The organism is Vibrio tapetis subsp. tapetis (assembly GCF_900233005.1).
In the GTDB taxonomy this organism is placed as follows: domain Bacteria; phylum Pseudomonadota; class Gammaproteobacteria; order Enterobacterales; family Vibrionaceae; genus Vibrio; species Vibrio tapetis.
Genome location: NZ_LT960611.1, coordinates 1,928,044 through 1,946,414, shown reverse-complemented (window position 1 = coordinate 1,946,414; position 18,371 = coordinate 1,928,044). Strand labels below are relative to the sequence as shown.

The window sequence follows — 18,371 nt, the reverse complement described above, 5'->3', positions numbered from 1 at the left end:
TTTACAGCAATCTAACCCGATATAAATTGTGCGACGGGTTCATATTTGACCATGAGTCATCAGTATAACTCACGAAAATGCACTGTTTTGGTGCCCTGATGTAGGCATATGCTCCCAAATTTAGTGCAGGAATTCATTTAACTTAACTAAAAGTTATAAAAATCAATGCATTAAAAAACGGTCTAATTCTTGATACAGGTATAAGTAGCTACAGGTTTGAGTACCCCCTTAAACATATAATCAGAATCAAGGAAGGCGACCATGCAAGATGCACTTACGATAATACTCGCCGGAGGTATGGGCTCGCGCTTATCTCCGCTTACTGATAATCGAGCTAAACCCGCTGTACCATTTGGCGGGAAATACCGAATCCTTGATTTTACTCTGTCTAACTGCCTTCATTCGGGTTTACGGCGTGTATTGGTGCTGACTCAGTACAAATCCCATTCGCTACAAAAACATCTTAGGGATGGCTGGTCTATCTTCAACCCTGAGCTTGGCGAATATATTACTGCCGTGCCACCACAAATGCGTAAAGGTGAAAACTGGTATGAAGGCACGGCAGATGCTATTTACCAAAACTTATGGTTACTAGACCGCAGTGAAGCCGAATATGTCGTCGTGTTATCAGGCGACCATATTTACCGGATGGACTATGAGCCGATGCTGGCTCAGCATAAAAAGACAGGGGCGGATCTCACGATTGCTTGCATGGAAGTGCCTATTCAAGAAGCGAGCGCCTTCGGTTGTGTTGGCATCGACAACGAGCGAAAAATTGTCGCGTTCGAAGAAAAGCCAGAAAACCCACCGGCCACACCGAACGACGAAACCCAAAGCTTAGCGTCTATGGGGATCTATATTTTCTCTATGAACACGCTGGTGGAAAGCTTAGAACTTGATGCAAGCAACGATTTGTCTAGCCACGATTTCGGCAAAGATATTATTCCGAGGCTCATTGATAAACAATCTGTCTATGCGTACCAATTTGGCGACACAAAAGGCCGTGTAAGCAGGGATACCTATTGGCGAGATGTAGGGACTATCGATTCGTTTTATCAAGCAAATATGGATCTGCTTGAACCTGTTCCGCCCATTGATCTTTATCAGCCTAATTGGCCAGTGAGAACCTATGAGCACCAATATCCACCCGCTCGAACGGTTTCTTCAGATACAGGGAATGAGGGGATTTTTATTAACTCTATTATTGCCAATGGGGTAATAAATTCTGGAGGCTCGGTTCAACACTCCATTCTCTCTGCAAACGTGAGAATCAATGACGGGGTAACCATCGCAGACTCCATTTTATTTGATGATGTTCAGGTAGGAGAAAACAGTCAACTTCAAAACTGTATCGTGGATAAGCACGTAGTGATCCCACCTAATACTCAAATTGGCTTCAACACCACAGTAGATGCACAGCGTTTTCATATTTCTGAAAATGGGGTTGTGGTGATCCCTGAAAGCTACCAGTTCGACTGATATATAAAAGCCCTAAACGGTCTGTTTGGGGCTATTTGCCATTCCTTAATGCCCTAACGCCATAATTCTTTATTGAGCGATGTTGATAACCTTTTGGTTACCCTTCCACTCTTACACTTCTCCTGATAACGACAATAATGAAGATAAATCAGGAGAAGAGATGAAACTATTCGCATCGCTACTAACCACTATGATCATCACGGGGACTATTTGGGGGGCGGTACTTATGCAACCTGTAATGGCCGAAAGTTCATCAAAAACACCGCTGTCACAAGGGGCCGAGAAAACGCCGACTAAACGGCAGTTGAAGCAACAGGCACAGAAAAAAAACAAAACCTATATCCGCAGTGTCGTCACCAAAACCATCTCATTGGACGCTGTTGCTGCACTTTGGATCGAGTTTGAAGATCAGATCATTAAGCAAGAAGACTTACCCGAAACACTGGATCGCCTTGTCGTGATCTATCAGGACATGGATAAAGACTTCAGCCATGCCACTGTCACCATTGGATTTCCTGTCGAGGCGAGCAGTCAGAAAGATGGCTATATTGAACTTATCTCCAATGCACACGGACAGCCGTTGTTGAATCGCGGTGAGCACAGCAAGGCGGAAATAGCCAATGCCTGGGAAGACATTAATTTTCGCAAGCCAGTGAAAGCGGTAATAGAAACGCATTACTTAAATGCACTAGGGCAAGAAGAGTCCAACCAGCTAGTTGTTCACTACAACTAAAGATTGCACAGGAGCTAAATTATGGACTTCATGTCTCAAACGCTATCTGAAATGTCTATCATCCTGACTGAAACTTGGGTAGATGAGCATTTTATGCTGATTGCCGCCGTGATATTTCTCATTGAGCTAATACGTTATGGCTTTAAGAAACAACTAAATTGGAATCTTATTGGCGACAGTGCGACTAATTTGGTCACGCTGAGCTTTTTGCTAGTGACGCTTTTTTTAGTCGGACTGGTGTATGTGGGGGCGTTTACCTACTCTTATGAACACTTTAGCCTGACCCAACTTCCAATAACGGGCTGGACGGTGCTCGGCTGTTTGATTTTGGCTGACCTCGCTTACTATTGGGAGCACAGGTTTCTTCACAGTAACGGCTTAGCTTGGGGAACGCACTCCGTTCACCACAGTTCGCCTTACTTTAATATCTCGGTCGCTTATCGTTTTGGTCCACTCGATTGGTTTTTCCCGTTCTTCTTCCACTTACCGTTGATCTTATTGGGCTTTAATCCATTTGTTGTGTTGATGTGCGAGACACTGGTTCAGCTATACCAAACCTTGCTGCACACAGAGATGGTAAAGAAGCTTCCACGGCCGATTGAGGCGGTGTTTAATACACCGTCACATCACAGAGTGCATCATGCCACCAATAAGCGATACTTGGATAAGAACTATGCGGGCATACTGATCATTTGGGATCGGATGTTTGGCACCTTTGTACGTGAAGAGGAAAAGGTAAAATATGGTGTTTACCCACGGATTAATTCGGTTAACCCATTTAAAGTGTATTTCGATGGCTACGTAAAACTGGGGCAACAAATTTGGCATGCACCAAACTGGGCTTATCGACTGCGATTGCTCGTTAAGCCACCGATTTGGGCATGGCAACAAAAACAGAAAAGGGAATAGCAACGAATGAGCATTAGTGTCCTACTTATCGAAGACGACAAAGATCTTGCCGAGGCCATCAGTGATTATATGGAGTTGGATGGCTTCGAATTTGACTTTGCTTACAATGGGCTCGCTGGTCGTGACCTAGCGTTGAGCAATCACTATGACATCATCTTGACCGATCTTAATATGCCGAAGATGGATGGCATTGATGTTTGTCAGTCATTACGAGATAAAGGGGTCACTACGCCTATCCTCATGCTTACTGCCAGAGATACCTTAAATGACAAGTTAACGGGTTTTGCTGCGGGTTCGGACGATTACTTGGTCAAACCGTTTGCGATGGATGAACTCAAAGTTCGCCTATTAGCGTTAGCACGTCGTTCAAAAGGTGTCGTGACGCGTTTGAGCATCGGCGACTTAACGGTAGATTTGGATAAACACCAAGCCATCCGGTCTGGGCAACCACTTAAAATGCCGCCGGTATGTTGGAAGATGCTGGTATGCCTAATGCAAAACAGCCCGAATGTCGTGAGTAAAACAAAATTAGAAGATGAAGTGTGGGGAGAGACGCTTCCTAGTGCTGACAGCTTGAAGGTTCACCTGTTCAAACTGAGGCAAGCCGTCGATGCCTCTTTTGACAACAAGCTTATTCACACTGTGCACGGAGTCGGTATTGTGATCAGGGAAGAACAGTAATGAAGCGGGTAAGCATTAAGCGAGATATTTATATTTACCTATTTGGCTTATTGCTTGGTCTGACGGCTGTTTATGCTTTAATGATTAATCAGAGTTATGAAGTAGGGCTTAATGAATCGGCCAAATATAGCTTTCTATATGAGATAAAGCTGGCCGAAAAGCACTACCTTGCCAATGGAGAACTCAAACCTTCTCATCGTGAGTCTTTCCAAGTATTTGATGACTTAAAAAAGTGCCACAGGTTTACCTTACGCAGTTTGATTGGAATAGCTTTGAGCCGGATGTGATCTACGATCAGTACGTTGCGGGCAAAGATGGGAGGTTCGGTAAGTATTATTACGCGGCCTATCACTACGTCGAGAGTAAGCAAGCGTACTTGTATGTTGTGTCGCAATACGATGAAGCCGTGTATTACGATCTATTTGAACAAAACCCACCAGAGTCTATCAGTCAAGTAAACTCAGCCTTCTTGATGGTTGGGTTCATACTTCTACTAATCTTTGCTCTCATTCGTTTACTGATCCACCGGTTGACGAAGCCTATTCTGCACCTTTCGAAGTGGTCTCAAACTCTGGATCTCAATGAGGCCGACGGGCTACAGAGCTTTCGCTATGTCGAAGTGCAACAACTTGCGAATCAATTAGTGAAGAGCGTTCAGTCTCAACAGCAATCCATAGAGCGAGAAGAGTTTTTCTTGCGCGCCGCTAGCCATGAATTAAGAACGCCAGTTTCGATTATTTCTGCAAGTAGTGAGATGCTGACTAGGCTCGCAGGCTCTATCCCTAATAGTGGGCAGCGGGCTGTTAAGAGGATTGAACGCTCCGTTGTGACCATGCAAAATTTGGTGACATCATTACTGTGGATGAGCAGAAACCAGCAGCTTAACGTAGAGATGAGCCAAGTCGATATTAAGGCGGTGGTTGAAGAGGCGCTAGAGCAGCACCGTTATCTATCTGATGAAAAAGATCTCAAGGTAAACTTGATAGCTGATGACTCCTCTCTTTCACACCCAATGCCTGCGGTATTAGTTGAAATTATCATTACCAATTTGGTTCGAAATACGTTTCAACATGCTTCTAAAGGTGACGTTGAAATACGCGTTTCGCCTAGTGGGATAAGTATATCTAATGCGCTAGGCGAGTCAGGCCAAGATGCCATAGAACAAGGTGCTTCAGAGGTGTCATTTGGTATTGGCGTCATTCTTATTGAGCGTTTGTGCCAGCATCAGAACTGGAAATTTACACATCTATCCGAGGAAAAGCAGTCCGAGGGAAATCGGTATTTTGCCAAGGTGGATTTTCTCGCTAAACCTTCCATTTGAATCCCTGCTAGACAGGGTAACCAAAAGTTAACCATTGCCCATTTACAATGACTCCAAGCTAATAAATTAGGAGTCATTACATGGGCACTTGGATTCTAGAAACCTTACTTTGGAGTGTTGTCACCGTTGCTGTCTGCATTGCAATCTGGGGATTTTCGCTCGCCAATATTTTGATCGCATTGGGCGCTTCTGTCGCTATTTCTCTGCTACTTGGCAACAGCTGGAGAAGTTAGGGCTATGGACAAGCGCTACAACCCTATCAAGTGGAAAACGCTGCTTGCTTTATTTTTGGCCTTTGTCGCTCTTAAATTCAATTGGTTTTTTATTTGGGGTGTCTTCTGCTGGTTCTGGGGCAGGGAGAACTTACGCAGTAAAGAAGCCTTTTTTGTGGAGCGAGTAGAGCGAAGCAAAAATCCTATTTTGTTCACTGTCATTATCATTAGCTGGTTTTTGATGGGGGCTCTGTATTTCTACATGGACCATAGAATCTACGATTTTTTCTATTCTTTATAGTTAGGTGAAAGCAATGAAGATCTATTTAATTAAAGCATCCGCAGGTAGTGATTACTCTAAATACAAAGCCTCTACTGGTGGACCACCACAAAATATATTTGCCGCCGCCGCGGCAACTCCGAAATGGTACAAACTTGATATGGTGGATGAAACCATTGGCGATCAAGCCGATCTCAATATCAAGGCCGATGTCGTCGTGATTTTTATGTCGACCCCAGATGCTTACCGAGCTTATGAGCTGGCTTCGGCGTATAAGCAAAAAGGCAAAGTCGTGGTTTTAGGAGGCTTGCATACTCATTTCAATCCGCAAGAAGCTGCGTTGCACGCCGATAGCATTATTATTGGTGAAGTTGAGAACTACTGGGTTCAACTTCTTGGAGACGCAGAGTTAGGCTCGTTAAAACCAAGATACGAAAGTTCAGAACCGGTGGACTTAAGCGTACTTAATCCATACCCAACGAACATCATTAAACCTTCAAGTTACGATTATGTCTGGTCGGTGGTGGTAACAAGAGGCTGCCCATTTAAATGTAATTTTTGTTTGGTACCAAGGTTCTTTGATAAATTTCAGCAACGCCCGATTGCGAACATTGTCCGTGAGTTAGAGCATTTAAAGTCGTTAGGCGTAGAGTGGGTGGAACTGCACTCTGACAATCTCACTCACGATCGAGATTACGCGATGGCGCTGTTTAACGCGATCGAGCCGCTTAACATGAGCTTCTATGGTGAAACGACGGTGTTAATTGCTCGTGACAAAGCGTTGCTCAGTGCGGCAGCGAAAGCTGGGTTTAAAGCAGTACTTTTAGGGATAGAGACCCCATCAGAGGAAGCTCTGAAAGCGCAGAAAAAAGGGTTTGTAAAACCATCTAAAATGAAGGAACACATTGCTGAAATAAAGCGCCACGGCATAGAAGTGTGGGGAGACTTTTTATTTGGTTTTGATGAGCACGACGCATCAATATTCAAGCAAACCCAAGAGTTTGTTAAAGAGATCAAGGTCGATAAGGTGATCCCGCATTATATGATCCCTTTTCCGGGTTCAGAGACGTTTAATCAACTAGAGCAAGAGGGACGTATTTTGACCACAGACTGGTCAAAATACGATGGCAGCCATCCCGTGTATCAGCCCAAAAATATGACGGTGAATGAGCTTGAAGATGGGATAGTTTGGATTTGGAGCAAAAATGCCAGCTTGAAGGAGAGGGTAATGGCATGGTTTGGGTAGCAGAAACTATTCGGGCGTGTTCCGTGGCATGATGATTCAGCGGCACTTTACATTGCCAGCGGCCAATCGAATGATGTCGGTGGCCGCTTAAATTTGACGACTTAGGTGGGCAATTTTTTCAAACACGGAATCAAAATGAATCCGACCATTGGTGGTTAGCGATTGATTGTTGACACAAGTGGTATTGAGTCAGCTCTCTTTCTATTCGATGTTAATCATAATTGTAGGTTATAAGAATTTGGTATAGTCCTTGTCGGAGTTCTGCTCCATTTCTAGACCAATATCCTTTTGCATGTGTTGGCTTAGTGGCTCGGCTAAATACTTTGGGTTAGGCGAGGTTTTTCTTTTTTTATTTATATTAAACAGTCTATTAAGTAGGGTTGTTTTTAGGTTTTGTCTTAGCTTTAATACAAATTCCATCACTTCACCTTTCGTTTTGTTCTTTCATTTGTCATTATTATGAAAAGACGAAGGTAAATAAGCCAACAACCATTACTAACACCAAGTATAAGCAGGGGTTATGGATAATCGATTGCGACACCTACCAAGTTTGCGCTATTTCGAAGCGGCAGCGCGGCTCAGTAGCTATAGCAAAGCAGCGGAAGAGCTGTTTGTAAGCCAAGCGGCGGTGAGCCAACAAATAAGACAACTCGAAGAACAATTGGCATGTAAGTTGTTTATTCGTAAAGGGCGTGAAATGGCGCTTACCCATAAAGGGCAAACGTTACTTGTTCATGTGTCTCGGGGTTTTAGTACTATTTTGAGTGGCTTAAATCAGATCCAATCCGAGCCTCTAGAGGGGGTATTGATTGTCGGGAGTCCGCCTTCATTTGCTTCACGTTGGTTGTTACCTCGGTTATGGAAATTCACGGTAAGGCATCCTGAGATCCCAATCAAAATACTCACGAGATGCGATGTTCCCGATTTAAAGCGTGGGGAAATAGATATCGCAATAGTACAAGGTGAAGATCTGTGTTTAGAAGATGGGTTGACGCATGAAGTGCTGATTAATGAGCCTGTTTATCCTTATTGTTCACCACAGCTTGCTGAGTCCATGAAATTCAGTCATCCGAAAGATCTACTTCGATGCTGGCTCATTTATTTTGATAGTGGCTGTTTTCCTTGGGAATCTTGGTTTCATCAAGCCAATGTTTCCATGGAAGCGAACTCAATTGAATGGATGGAAGTGGGCACATTTGATATGGGGCTGAATACGGTGATGGCAGGGCATGGAGTGTGTCTGGCCACCGATAGTCTGGCTGGAGACCTCATAGACAGAGGCCTTTTAGTTAAGCCATTTGATATCGGCATGACACCCGGAGTGCAAGTTAACTTGTGCCTAGACCCGAGCTCTCCAAGAAGAAACCGGATTCAGGCCTTTAGCCAATGGTTGCACGAAGAAGTCTCTGTAGAGGGTGAACCGTTATAACATCCATGATGAGCGGTTCTCTTTGGGTACTTTCGTCAGGTATGTTCAATCGGTTTGAAATCATCGTACGATGCGTCTATTTCAATATTAAAATAGGTTTTTAACGCATGTAGGTAATTCTGCCCAGTACCTAATTCAATGATGGTTTCCTCTCCATTGACTGTTTGTTTAAGTGTGTGATTGAAGAGAGTCACCATACCGTTTTCGATGGGGATCACTGCAACACGAGCGAAGAAGAAAACAGAGGAGGGGCTCGATGACGTGAAAAAATTACCGTATGTGATGTCACCTTCACATACATGGGTTAGGTCAAAGCTGTATAGATTGCTCCAATCATCGTCTGTTTTCATTTGAAGCATGAACCCGAAAGTCTCGTCTTCAACTAACCTTAAAGTTTGGCTACTGCTGGTGGTAAGTTCGTTATTCAAAATAAACGGCACCGGCTCACTTGGGGTGTTTGAACCAAAACCCGCATCCACTATCCATTGCTGGTCATTTATCGTCACCAAGCTAATAAAGTGGCTTCGTCCGGTGGCCTTTCCCGTGACGTGAACTCGAGCCAACAGTTCTCGGCATTCAAACCCATAATAAGTCAACGCGGATAGCAGTAGCTTGTTGACTTCAAAACAATAGCCGCCTCTTTTCGAACGCACTGTTTTGTTGAAAATGGCTTCAAGAGACAAGTCGATTCCACGCCCTAGCGCGATATCTAAATTCTCGAATGGAATGGTTCTATGTTGCGCTCGGTGAATGACTCTTAGCCAGTTTAGGCTAGGAGTGACGTCACCTTTTAGATTGATGCGGCGTAAATACTCTTCACTATTGAATGTTGGTATGTTCATTGAAGGTCTCTTGTCTAGCGAAAATAGAGGAAGGAGCTAATCTTGTTGTTCGGATAGCTCACGTTCCGTGTTGTGATGGATTTGGGCGACAAGTTTAGCCACGCGTTTGCCTAGATATTCGGCAGTCGCTAAGTCTTGAACGTGAACTTTCCCGCCAAATCCTTGTGAAACCACACCAACTTGTGTGCCGAGACGATTGATCCCCTGTTCGCCTGAGCCTGTAATTTTATCCAAACCTAACCAAATCATACCGTGTTGGTTAGCTAATGTTTGCAGGTATTGAAGTGTGCTTGACTGATCTCCGTTGAGTGCGCCGCCACTGGTAAAGCCTGCTGCTACTTTATCAGCCCATGCTTGTTCGCACCATGAATCGCTACTGGCGTCAGCAAACGCTTTGAATTGCGCCGCCACACTGCCCATATAAGTCGGAGAACCAAAAATGATGGCATCGCACTTTGTGAGTTCGCTCATTAGGTTTGAATTGATGAATCGACCCTCAATAATTTCGTGGCCTTGAATTCGATGTGACAAAATATCGAATTGTCCTTGTTTTTCAATGCCAGCCGCAATCGCGCTCGCGATCTGGCCTGTGATGTCTGTTTGGGTAAAGTATATAATGGCGATCTTAGACAAAATATCTTCCTTTCAATGGGTTGTAATGAGCGTTACAACCTAGGATAAAACCTCAACATAAGTTGAGGTCAAGAAGTTATTTCTAAATAGGGAAGTCGAGATAGGTTAAGCATTGAAGAGTGATCTTCTATATCGTATTCATTATTAAATCAATAACCCCAAATCCTGTCCTGAAAGAGTAATTTGAAATATGCCCTGAAGGATATGCTTTATCGCTCTGCCTCCAATTCTAGCGCTTCGTGATTGCTTTCAACCCAAATCTTTAAAGTATCCCTGTCGACCTTGCTATTATGACGTTTATCCGTAGGAAGAAGTGTAGGGTAAAGCATCGTGGTTGACGATTTGTATCCTAGTTCTTGAACTTTATTTTCGATTAACTGAAAATCTAAGTCTTTACATTCAAATTCAGGGATAACCACAGTTATACGATGGTCACCTTGATGGTAAATAACGGCACTGGAGTGAATGCCTGTATGTAAATTAATGTAGTGCTCAATGGCGTCCGGGAAAAAATACTCGTCGCCGATGGGAACAGCGTATTTCTTTCTTGTCATAAACCAAACCATTCCATTATCATCAATATATCCAAGATCGCCCATTTTATGCCAAATAATTGGGCTTCCATGGAGCGTTACTTTTGATGCCTTTGTTAAATCTGGTCTGCGGAAATACTCGCTTGTAATTCTCTTTCCCGAGACGACTATTTCACCAATGAGATTAGCGGTAAGTGGCATTACTTTTGATGATTCACTTGTGGGTGGTATTATGCTCAGTTCAATACCATCGCATGCTTTACCTAAGGGGACGCCCATTGCTCTTGCAGTTTGCCTCATAGATAGACGCTGGAACTGAGTAAAATTAATTTGTGTAATTGGCAGAAGGGCTTCTGTACTGGCGTAAGGAATATAAATTTCCCCGTTTTGCAATAATGCATTTAATTCGCTTAACATGTTCAAGCTCAATGAAGAACCCGCAGTTGAAATGATCGTGATAAAGTCTAGCTTTGAGGAGGTTCTGTTGAGGTGTTCGATGACTCTTACCCAGAAAGCTGGGGAGGCAAATATATAATCACACCCAAACTTTTCCATTTGCTTTAGAATATTTCCTATTGGCATCCGGTTTGGCTGAAGAGAGCTTGTATTTGGAATTACGGCTTTTCTTTTATTATAAATGCTTGCGAGTGCTAAATACGGAAAAATGACAAACTCAGTATCAATAACTTGATGAAAGTTGTTAAGCTCCTGAGCTTGAGATATAAGTTGACCGACTGTCCATGGGACACCTTTTGGTGTGCCTGTAGTGCCGCTGGTATAAAGTAATAGGCAAACAGTTGAGTCAGTTACTAAGCTTTTAGAAAACTTGGCTGGTTCAAGGCCTAGCAGAGTATTTACTGTAACAGTAACAAAGTCTGAGATTTCGTTGTCGCTTATCCACAGTGAAGGTTTAAGTTCGTCTACACATTCGATCAGTTTGGCCTTATTTTGGTTGACATCGACTAAGCTTGGAATAGCGCCAATTAAAAAACTCCCATAGAGGAGTGCATAATAATTAGGTGAGGCAGAGATTGATATAATAATATGGTCATCTTGGCGAATACCGGACGCCCATAACTTTCCCGCAAATTCGTAACTTAACTCTAATATATCCTTTGCGCTAAATTCATTACCTGATGCAGCATCAATAAGAATAATGTCATTCGCGTTGTTCGCACGGAAGGTGAGAGCTTTAATAAATGGATTCATAGGCTGTCTAATTATGGAAGTATTGGGTTTACTCTATACCAATGTAAGTTGCGATTTTACTAAACTTGGTAATAATGGGACGTGCTTAAAATAAAGGTTTATTTATATGTTTATTAGTTACAATCAATTTTAAGAATAAGATTTTACATCCTAAGAATATGCTAGATGGATCTGTCGATTTCTGAATGTTTATAGCTACGTATAACCTATAAATAAGGAGTATGCTAAATGAAATATTGTTGTTTGCTTTGTGATTTTGGTTTCGCTATTCATGCTTAATAAAATGGCGGCCGTGTCGGTCGCCATTTGTTATTTAAAGCCAATGATTAAGAGCGGTACTCACTCACATCAATACTGAGCAATTTACCGATGCCCTCTCCGTAGGCTGGGTCTGCTTTGTAGCAGTGCCTTAGGTGACGTAGCTGAATCTCTTTTGGCACGCCATTTAGGTTTCTGGCGGTGTTGTCAAACAAGATGTCTTGCTTTTCTGCGGTCATCAAGCGGAACAAATTGCCCGGTTGGGTGAAGTAATCGTCGTCTTCACGGTGATCCCAGTGCGCGGCAGCGCCATCTAAACTTAAAGGCGGCTCAGAGAAGTCTGGTTGCTCTGCCCATTCACCTTGATCGTTTGGCTCGTAGCCTAAGGTTCCACCATGATTGCCGTCTACTCGCATTGCGCCGTCACGATGGTAACTGTGAACAGGGCATCGCGGTGCATTCACAGGAATACTATGATGATTAACACCTAAGCGATAACGTTGCGCGTCACCATATGAGAATAAGCGACCTTGTAACATCTTGTCTGGCGAGAAGCTGATACCCGGAACCACACTCGCAGGGTTAAAGGCCGACTGCTCCACCTCAGCAAAGAAATTCTCAGGGTTGCGGTTAAGCTCAAGCTCACCCACTTCAATTAATGGGTAATCCTCGTGAGGCCAGATTTTAGTCAGATCAAACGGATTGTAAGAGACTTTTGATGCGTCATCTTCAGGCATTACCTGAATTTGCATCGTCCACTTAGGGAAGTCTTGGTTATCAATGCTTTCTAGAAGATCACGATGATGGCTTTCACGATCTTTGCCTATTAACGTTTCGGCTTCTGCATCTGAAAGGTTTTGAATGCCTTGCTGAGATTTGAAATGAAATTTGACCCAAAAACGTTCGTTATCGTTGTTGATTAAACTAAACGTGTGGCTACCAAACCCATGCATATGGCGGTAAGTCGCCGGGATGCCTCGATCACTCATGACGATGGTGATTTGGTGCAGAGCTTCTGGAAGTGAGGTCCAAAAATCCCAGTTGTTCTTGGCGCTTCGCATATTGGTGCGAGGGTCGCGCTTAACCGCATGGTTCAAGTCAGGGAATTTTAGTGGGTCTCGTAAAAAGAACACAGGTGTGTTGTTGCCGACCAAGTCCCAGTTGCCTTCTTCGGTATAAAATTTCATCGCAAAGCCGCGAATATCGCGTTCAGCATCCGCCGCTCCTCGTTCACCCGCTACGGTGGTAAAGCGAGTAAATAGATCGGTTTTCTTGCCAATTTCTGAGAAAATTTTTGCTTTGGTGTATTGGGTTATGTCATGAGTGACGGTGAATGTGCCATACGCTCCAGACCCTTTTGCGTGCATACGGCGCTCTGGGATCACTTCTCTATCAAAATGGGCAAGTTTTTCAAGAAACCAAACATCTTGTAGTAATTGGGGGCCTCTTTTTCCTGCCGTTTGTACATTTTGGTTATGGGCAACAGGGCAGCCTGCTGCGGTGGTTAATTTCTTACTCATACTCAATCCTTAGTGTAGGGGGCATTGTTGTACCTTTGGACAAGTTAGTCAGACTTCATCTTGCAGGCACGAAACCCAGTGTTTAATTATTGCTCTATTATTACGTGGTTTGTTCAACAGGGAACAAGGTGATTTACATAGCTTTACATAACCACTAAATATGTAAGTGAATGTAATTTTTTATTTTCTATACAGCGAGTTATTACTTTAAAAACAAAAGTGGCAGTTTTCTTCATGGAGTCCGTACTTGCCGCTTTGGATGTCTAAATGCTCACGACCTGCAGTGAGGCCCATTTGATAGCCTTGATCTAAGATCGGACGACTCATCGTTAAGCGCTTAACGGCAAAATTCTCCGGTGGAGCGATGACTCGTATCGTCGCGTCCTTAGGAGGATGACGAATGAAGTCTAATGATTGATTATAGTTGCTGGCTCTTACTAGCATCGATTCGGCGATATTCGGGTACTTTGATAACACACGCTTTAGAAGCCAAGGGTGCTTTGCCGGTTTCATTTGATAGCTCAGAGGGTGAGAGAGAATGACGGTAATGTCTCGCGCCCCACGACGATAAGCTTCTCTGACTGGGATCGAATCGGCCACGCCACCGTCGGTATAACACCCACCAGAGAAACACGGGGGTTCCCGATACGCGATAGGAAGCGCTGTGGTCGCTTCGATAATATTCGATAGATTACCGGGTTTGATTTGATAGTAGTCGGCATGACCTGTTTCAATGTTGGTTAAAGCCGCGTACATCGGAATGCTGCTAAATAGCACATCACAAGCGATGGGATAGCGTCGGTTAGACTCCTCCCATAACCATTTCACGTCGACTAAATTTCCACCTTTCGCAAACCGAGTCGGATTAAAGAATGTTTTATCCGTTGCCATAGAAGTGATGACTTGGTGGCTACGCTTAGGCGCTTGAGATAAGTAGCCAACCAAATTGGACGCTCCCGCAGACACACCAATAGCAAAGTCATAGGGGAGGTAATTCTCTTCCATAAAGGCATCGAGAACACCGCTGGCAAATATGCCTCGCATTGCTCCCCCTTCTACGATTAAGGCTTTTTCATTCATAAATCTGAGTCCGTTTGCGTTTTTAGGCTTAAATCAACTAACCCTAGAATAATGCGCATGGTTGATAAGAGATAATGGGTTCTTTGAATAGATTCGATAGGCAAAAACTATCGTTTTTTAAGTGCAAGGCCACTAGGTAACCATTCACCAAACCCAGTTACCAAAATCAGTCACCAAAACCAAGCTCGAAAAGCCTAAAAGGGTTAGAGGTTGAAAGAGAGAATGCATTCACTCAGTTATTCGATTTCTAACTCAGCCTTAGTCTGTTTTTTACAGCTTGAATAGGTGGGCGATTAAAAGGCCTATACCCTGTTTTTTGGGTCGCTTGTAGGTTTGTATTGACCAGTGTATCGGCGACTGGTTTCTCGTCTAACAATATATTTTTATCGTGATTAGAATGTAAATTAACCTGTAATGATAACTATTATCAATTAGATCTATTGGCTCAACATATGGTGTATTAACCAAGAACTGGCACAAGATATAGATTATGGACGTTATAAAAAGAGATGGTCGAGTAGAGAAAGCAAGCCTTGATAAAGTCACAAGACGCGCAGAAGCCATGGCCGATGGATTGAAGGTAGAACCGATTTCGGTTGCTCAGAAGGTGGTATCGGGTCTGTATGATGGCATTAAGGTGACACAAATTGATGTGTTCCTATCAGAGACGGCTGCAAGCCTCGCAGCGGAGCATCCTGATTACTCAAAGTTGGCGGCAAGAGTGTTGGTCAGTTCGTTGCAAAAAGAAACGTCAGGTTTCTTGCATGCAACGGAACGGCTTTCAGCCATTGGCTTGCTTTCCGCTGAATACACGGCGCAAGTGCGTAAGTATGGTGAGATCCTAACTGACCTTATTGACTATCAAAGAGATTATGATTTTGATTACTTTGGATTCAAAACTCTTGAGCGTTCCTACTTACTGAAAATCGATGGCGTGATTGTCGAACGGCCTCAAGACATGTATTTGAGAGTTGCCATCGCGGTCGCAGGCGATGATATTGGTGAGATCAAGCAGCTATACGATATGTTAAGCCTTGGTTTTTATACTCATGCTACCCCAACTCTTTTTAATGCTGGCCTTAAAATGCAGCAGCTTTCTTCCTGTTTCTTACTGGGTATGCAAGAAGACTCCATTTCAGGTATCTACGATACACTCAAGGACTGCGCTTTGATCTCCAAGTCTGCGGGTGGCATTGGCTTACACATTCACAATATTCGCGCATCAGGTGCGCCAATTTTGGGCACCAATGGTATCTCGAATGGCATCATTCCAATGCTAAAAGTGTTTAATAAGACCGCACGGTATGTCGACCAAGGTGGCGGCAAGCGAAAGGGCTCTTTTGCGATTTATCTTGAACCTTGGCATGCCGACATCGAATCGTTTTTGGACTTAAGAAAGAATCACGGTAAAGAAGAGTTTCGAGCGCGTGATCTGTTCTTGTCACTTTGGGTGCCTGACTTGTTTATGGAAAGGGTTGAGCAAGACGGTGAATGGACACTCTTTAGCGAACATAATGCCAAAGGTTTGTCGGACGTTTATGGTGAAGAGTTTGTGGAACTTTACCAACAATACGAACAACAAGGCTTGGGCATTAAAACGATTAAGGCGCGCCAGTTGATGACTCAAATCATTGAGTCTCAGGCTGAAACTGGCACGCCTTACATGCTCTACAAAGACGCATGTAATACCAAATCTAACCAGCAGAACATTGGCACCATTAAGTCCAGTAACTTGTGCGCGGAGATCATGGAAGTATCCAGTGGCAAAGAGACCGCGGCCTGTAATCTGGCGTCGATAGCGTTGCCTAAATTTGTTCGGCGCGGCGCGTTTAATTTTGAAGAACTGCATCGCGTTACCAAAATTGCCATTAAGAACTTAGATCGGGTGATTGAGGTTAACTATCATCCAACCGATAAAATTGAAGCGGCAAATCACGCTCATAGGCCAGTGGGTTTGGGTATTCAAGGCTTAGCCGATGTGTTCTTCATGCTCAATTTGCCTTATACCAGCGACAGTGCCAAAGCGTTGAATCGCGATATTGCCGAAACCATGTATCACGCCGCCTTACAAGCATCGAGTGAAAGGGCAGAGCAATTAGGTGCTTACAGCAGTTTTGATGGTAGCCCGGCAAGCCAAGGTGTTTTTCAGTTTGATATGTGGGACACCACACCGTCGGAGCGTTGGGATTGGAAAGCGCTCAAGCAGCAAGTAGTGACTCACGGTTTAAGGAATTCATTGCTAATAGCGCAAATGCCAACTGCGCCTACTGCGCAGATATTGGGTAATACAGAAGCGTTTGAGGCGCAAACGAACAACATCTATAAGCGACAAACACTCTCTGGTGAGTTCATTCTCATTAACAAACATCTGGTGTCGGCGTTAGAGGCCAAAGGACTTTGGACGCCAGAGATCCGCGACAGCATCATTGCCAATAATGGCTCAGTTCAAGATCTTGCGAGCATCCCCGATGAGATGAAAGAGGTCTACCGTTCCGTGTGGGAGATTTCGCAAAAAGACATCATTGAAATGTCGGCAGACAGAGGGCCGTACGTTTGTCAGTCCCAAAGTTTGAACCTCTGGTTGGCCTCACCGACCTTCGCTCAAATTAACGCCATGCATTTCTATGCTTGGAAATCGGGCTTGAAGACAGGGATGTATTACCTACGGACTAAACCTTCAACTAACGCGGTCAAAATGACGGTGAACGTAGAAGATGAAGACTGCCTAAACTGCGGCGCATAGTGTCCGGCTTACCTTAAAGGAACCCCCATGATTGTTAAGAATAAATTCAGCCTTTTTCCTATTCAATATGAAGAAATCTGGCAGGCGTATAAAACCCATGAAGCGGCATTTTGGACCACAGAAGAGCTCGATTTTGCCCAAGACATTCCCGACTTAGCCAAACTGACCGATGGCGAGCTGCACTTTATCCGTCACGTTCTGGCCTTCTTTGCTCAAAGTGAGGGCATGATTAACGAAAACTTGTTAACCCGATTTTATGGCGAAATCGAGATAGCCGAAGCTCGGTGTTTTCTCGCTTTGCAAGCGTTTAACGAAGTGATTCATGCCGAGACTTATGCATTGCAGCTAGAAACCTACATCCCGGATATTGAAGAGCGAGAAAGGCTATTTAACGCCATAGACAACGTGCCAACAGTAAAGCGTAAAGCCGATTGGGTGATGCGGTGGATATCATCCGATAAACCGCTGGCGATGAGGTTGATTGCTTTTGGTTTGGTTGAAGGGCTGTTTTTCGCAGGCAGTTTTTGTGCCATTTACTACTTTAGGAAACGGGGTTTGTTGGCAGGGTTAGCGGCGAGTAATGACTTGATTGCTCGCGACGAGGGCCTGCATTTTAGCTTTTCTGCTTTGTTGTTCAAAACCCTCGGACAAGGGCAAGTTAGCCAAGCTGAATTTGAAGAAATTTGCCGTGAAGCTGTCTCGATTGAAAAAGAGTTTGTGACCGAAGCCTTGCCCGTCGGATTGATTGGTATGAATGCCGAATTGATGTGTCAGTACATTGAATATACGGCGGATGTGATCGCAGGGCTATTCCGTTTCGAGAAGATATACGGAGCCGAAAACCCGTTTGATTATATGAGGTTACTCGATATGGAAGGAAAAACTAATTTCTTCGAGAAACGGGTCACGGAGTACAAACGCCCACAAGATCGCCAACTGGCGTTCGATGCGGACTTTTAAGGGAATACACCATGAACATTGATATGTTTAGCAAGGAAGATTGTTCGCAATGTACGATGGCCGCCAACTGGTTACAGCAGCAGGGCTACGACATTCGTCATTTAAAACTTAACGTCGATTTTGATAGGGAAACCTTGTTGTCGTTATTTCCAAGCGCAAGAACTTATCCGCAGTTTCGCCTTGATGGCCGCCTGATCGGGGATCTTAACGCCCTAAAGCAGCAGCTTTCTTTTGCTTGTGAAGCGCAATTTTAGCCCTTCTAAAGTAAGGCATGTTTATTCATTGGGACGCAATGATTAGCCC

General features: G+C 44.0%; 19 protein-coding genes. 13 read left to right on the top strand and 6 right to left on the bottom strand.

Features of this window, described 5'->3' with window-relative positions:
• Window positions 1-261 precede the first annotated feature (261 nt).
• The 9 genes from glgC (at window position 262) to VTAP4600_RS08640 (ending at window position 6,861) form a co-directional block, all read left to right on the top strand.
• Window positions 262-1,479: a glucose-1-phosphate adenylyltransferase gene (glgC, locus tag VTAP4600_RS08670; RefSeq protein WP_102522439.1), complete on the top strand. Its 1,218-nt coding sequence runs from the start codon at window positions 262-264 to the stop codon at window positions 1,477-1,479.
• Between the two features lie 160 nt (window positions 1,480-1,639).
• On the top strand, window positions 1,640-2,212 hold the full coding sequence (locus VTAP4600_RS08665) for a hypothetical protein (RefSeq protein ID WP_145958566.1): 573 nt from the start codon (window positions 1,640-1,642) through the stop codon (window positions 2,210-2,212).
• Between the two features lie 21 nt (window positions 2,213-2,233).
• Complete coding sequence (locus VTAP4600_RS08660) at window positions 2,234-3,121, top strand: sterol desaturase family protein (protein ID WP_102522437.1); 888 nt, start codon at window positions 2,234-2,236, stop codon at window positions 3,119-3,121.
• 6 nt (window positions 3,122-3,127) lie between these two features.
• A complete protein-coding gene (locus VTAP4600_RS08655; protein WP_102522436.1) occupies window positions 3,128-3,802 on the top strand; it encodes a response regulator transcription factor in 675 nt (224 codons plus the stop codon).
• Window positions 3,802-4,089 (top strand): hypothetical protein, encoded by a 288-nt coding sequence (locus VTAP4600_RS26190; protein ID WP_231897770.1) that lies wholly within the window; start codon window positions 3,802-3,804, stop codon window positions 4,087-4,089. Before VTAP4600_RS08655 ends, VTAP4600_RS26190 begins: the two co-directional genes overlap by 1 nt.
• Entirely contained in the window at window positions 4,086-5,123 is a 1,038-nt protein-coding gene (locus tag VTAP4600_RS08650; RefSeq protein ID WP_231897769.1) for a sensor histidine kinase, read from the top strand. The genes VTAP4600_RS26190 and VTAP4600_RS08650 overlap by 4 nt, the downstream gene beginning before the upstream one ends.
• 80 nt (window positions 5,124-5,203) lie before the next feature.
• Window positions 5,204-5,356 (top strand): hypothetical protein, encoded by a 153-nt coding sequence (locus VTAP4600_RS25925; protein WP_172443102.1) that lies wholly within the window; start codon window positions 5,204-5,206, stop codon window positions 5,354-5,356.
• 4 nt (window positions 5,357-5,360) lie between these two features.
• Complete coding sequence (locus VTAP4600_RS08645; RefSeq protein ID WP_102522435.1) at window positions 5,361-5,636, top strand: hypothetical protein; 276 nt, start codon at window positions 5,361-5,363, stop codon at window positions 5,634-5,636.
• A gap of 13 nt (window positions 5,637-5,649) precedes the next feature.
• Window positions 5,650-6,861, top strand: a complete 1,212-nt coding sequence (locus tag VTAP4600_RS08640) for a B12-binding domain-containing radical SAM protein (protein ID WP_102522434.1) — start codon at window positions 5,650-5,652, stop codon at window positions 6,859-6,861.
• Between the two features lie 228 nt (window positions 6,862-7,089).
• Here VTAP4600_RS08640 and VTAP4600_RS08635 read toward each other — a convergent pair whose 3' ends face one another.
• Window positions 7,090-7,281 carry a hypothetical protein gene (locus VTAP4600_RS08635; RefSeq protein WP_102522433.1) on the bottom strand — a complete coding sequence of 64 codons (192 nt, stop codon included), beginning with the start codon at window positions 7,279-7,281 and terminating at the stop codon, window positions 7,090-7,092.
• Between the two features lie 100 nt (window positions 7,282-7,381).
• Between VTAP4600_RS08635 and VTAP4600_RS08630 the strand changes: the two genes are divergently transcribed.
• On the top strand, window positions 7,382-8,290 hold the full coding sequence (locus VTAP4600_RS08630) for a LysR substrate-binding domain-containing protein (RefSeq protein WP_102522432.1): 909 nt from the start codon (window positions 7,382-7,384) through the stop codon (window positions 8,288-8,290).
• A gap of 35 nt (window positions 8,291-8,325) precedes the next feature.
• Here the strand turns inward: VTAP4600_RS08630 and VTAP4600_RS08625 are convergent, their stop codons facing one another.
• The 5 genes from VTAP4600_RS08625 to VTAP4600_RS08605 form a co-directional block, all read right to left on the bottom strand.
• Window positions 8,326-9,132 carry an arylamine N-acetyltransferase family protein gene (locus tag VTAP4600_RS08625; RefSeq protein WP_102522431.1) on the bottom strand — a complete coding sequence of 269 codons (807 nt, stop codon included), beginning with the start codon at window positions 9,130-9,132 and terminating at the stop codon, window positions 8,326-8,328.
• 36 nt (window positions 9,133-9,168) lie between these two features.
• Window positions 9,169-9,765, bottom strand: a complete 597-nt coding sequence (locus tag VTAP4600_RS08620) for a flavodoxin family protein (RefSeq protein ID WP_102522430.1) — start codon at window positions 9,763-9,765, stop codon at window positions 9,169-9,171.
• A gap of 209 nt (window positions 9,766-9,974) precedes the next feature.
• On the bottom strand, window positions 9,975-11,507 hold the full coding sequence (locus VTAP4600_RS08615) for an AMP-binding protein (RefSeq protein WP_102522429.1): 1,533 nt from the start codon (window positions 11,505-11,507) through the stop codon (window positions 9,975-9,977).
• Between the two features lie 326 nt (window positions 11,508-11,833).
• Window positions 11,834-13,285 carry a catalase KatE2 gene (katE2, locus tag VTAP4600_RS08610; protein ID WP_102522428.1) on the bottom strand — a complete coding sequence of 484 codons (1,452 nt, stop codon included), beginning with the start codon at window positions 13,283-13,285 and terminating at the stop codon, window positions 11,834-11,836.
• A 207-nt stretch (window positions 13,286-13,492) separates the two neighbouring features.
• Window positions 13,493-14,365, bottom strand: a complete 873-nt coding sequence (locus tag VTAP4600_RS08605) for a patatin-like phospholipase family protein (protein WP_102522427.1) — start codon at window positions 14,363-14,365, stop codon at window positions 13,493-13,495.
• A gap of 490 nt (window positions 14,366-14,855) precedes the next feature.
• Between VTAP4600_RS08605 and VTAP4600_RS08600 the strand changes: the two genes are divergently transcribed.
• From VTAP4600_RS08600 to VTAP4600_RS08590, 3 genes are read left to right on the top strand one after another with little or no spacing between them, the layout of a single operon-like run.
• Complete coding sequence (locus VTAP4600_RS08600) at window positions 14,856-17,108, top strand: ribonucleoside-diphosphate reductase subunit alpha (RefSeq protein ID WP_102522426.1); 2,253 nt, start codon at window positions 14,856-14,858, stop codon at window positions 17,106-17,108.
• Between the two features lie 27 nt (window positions 17,109-17,135).
• A complete protein-coding gene (locus tag VTAP4600_RS08595; protein ID WP_102522425.1) occupies window positions 17,136-18,068 on the top strand; it encodes a ribonucleotide-diphosphate reductase subunit beta in 933 nt (310 codons plus the stop codon).
• A gap of 11 nt (window positions 18,069-18,079) precedes the next feature.
• Entirely contained in the window at window positions 18,080-18,322 is a 243-nt protein-coding gene (locus VTAP4600_RS08590; RefSeq protein ID WP_172443101.1) for a glutaredoxin domain-containing protein, read from the top strand.
• Window positions 18,323-18,371 lie beyond the last annotated feature (49 nt).

What these genes read in the sequence shown, in the direction of transcription:
- glgC (WP_102522439.1), top strand. Translation starts at nt 262, where the DNA reads ATGCAAGATGCACTTACGATAATACTCGCCGGAGGTATGGGCTCGCGC.
- VTAP4600_RS08665 (WP_145958566.1), top strand. Translation starts at nt 1,640, where the DNA reads ATGAAACTATTCGCATCGCTACTAACCACTATGATCATCACGGGGACT.
- VTAP4600_RS08660 (WP_102522437.1), top strand. Translation starts at nt 2,234, where the DNA reads ATGGACTTCATGTCTCAAACGCTATCTGAAATGTCTATCATCCTGACT.
- VTAP4600_RS08655 (WP_102522436.1), top strand. Translation starts at nt 3,128, where the DNA reads ATGAGCATTAGTGTCCTACTTATCGAAGACGACAAAGATCTTGCCGAG.
- VTAP4600_RS26190 (WP_231897770.1), top strand. Translation starts at nt 3,802, where the DNA reads ATGAAGCGGGTAAGCATTAAGCGAGATATTTATATTTACCTATTTGGC.
- VTAP4600_RS25925 (WP_172443102.1), top strand. Translation starts at nt 5,204, where the DNA reads ATGGGCACTTGGATTCTAGAAACCTTACTTTGGAGTGTTGTCACCGTT.
- VTAP4600_RS08645 (WP_102522435.1), top strand. Translation starts at nt 5,361, where the DNA reads ATGGACAAGCGCTACAACCCTATCAAGTGGAAAACGCTGCTTGCTTTA.
- VTAP4600_RS08640 (WP_102522434.1), top strand. Translation starts at nt 5,650, where the DNA reads ATGAAGATCTATTTAATTAAAGCATCCGCAGGTAGTGATTACTCTAAA.
- VTAP4600_RS08635 (WP_102522433.1), bottom strand. Translation starts at nt 7,281, where the DNA reads ATGGAATTTGTATTAAAGCTAAGACAAAACCTAAAAACAACCCTACTT.
- VTAP4600_RS08630 (WP_102522432.1), top strand. Translation starts at nt 7,382, where the DNA reads ATGGATAATCGATTGCGACACCTACCAAGTTTGCGCTATTTCGAAGCG.
- VTAP4600_RS08625 (WP_102522431.1), bottom strand. Translation starts at nt 9,132, where the DNA reads ATGAACATACCAACATTCAATAGTGAAGAGTATTTACGCCGCATCAAT.
- VTAP4600_RS08615 (WP_102522429.1), bottom strand. Translation starts at nt 11,507, where the DNA reads ATGAATCCATTTATTAAAGCTCTCACCTTCCGTGCGAACAACGCGAAT.
- katE2 (WP_102522428.1), bottom strand. Translation starts at nt 13,285, where the DNA reads ATGAGTAAGAAATTAACCACCGCAGCAGGCTGCCCTGTTGCCCATAAC.
- VTAP4600_RS08605 (WP_102522427.1), bottom strand. Translation starts at nt 14,365, where the DNA reads ATGAATGAAAAAGCCTTAATCGTAGAAGGGGGAGCAATGCGAGGCATA.
- VTAP4600_RS08600 (WP_102522426.1), top strand. Translation starts at nt 14,856, where the DNA reads ATGGACGTTATAAAAAGAGATGGTCGAGTAGAGAAAGCAAGCCTTGAT.
- VTAP4600_RS08595 (WP_102522425.1), top strand. Translation starts at nt 17,136, where the DNA reads ATGATTGTTAAGAATAAATTCAGCCTTTTTCCTATTCAATATGAAGAA.
- VTAP4600_RS08590 (WP_172443101.1), top strand. Translation starts at nt 18,080, where the DNA reads ATGAACATTGATATGTTTAGCAAGGAAGATTGTTCGCAATGTACGATG.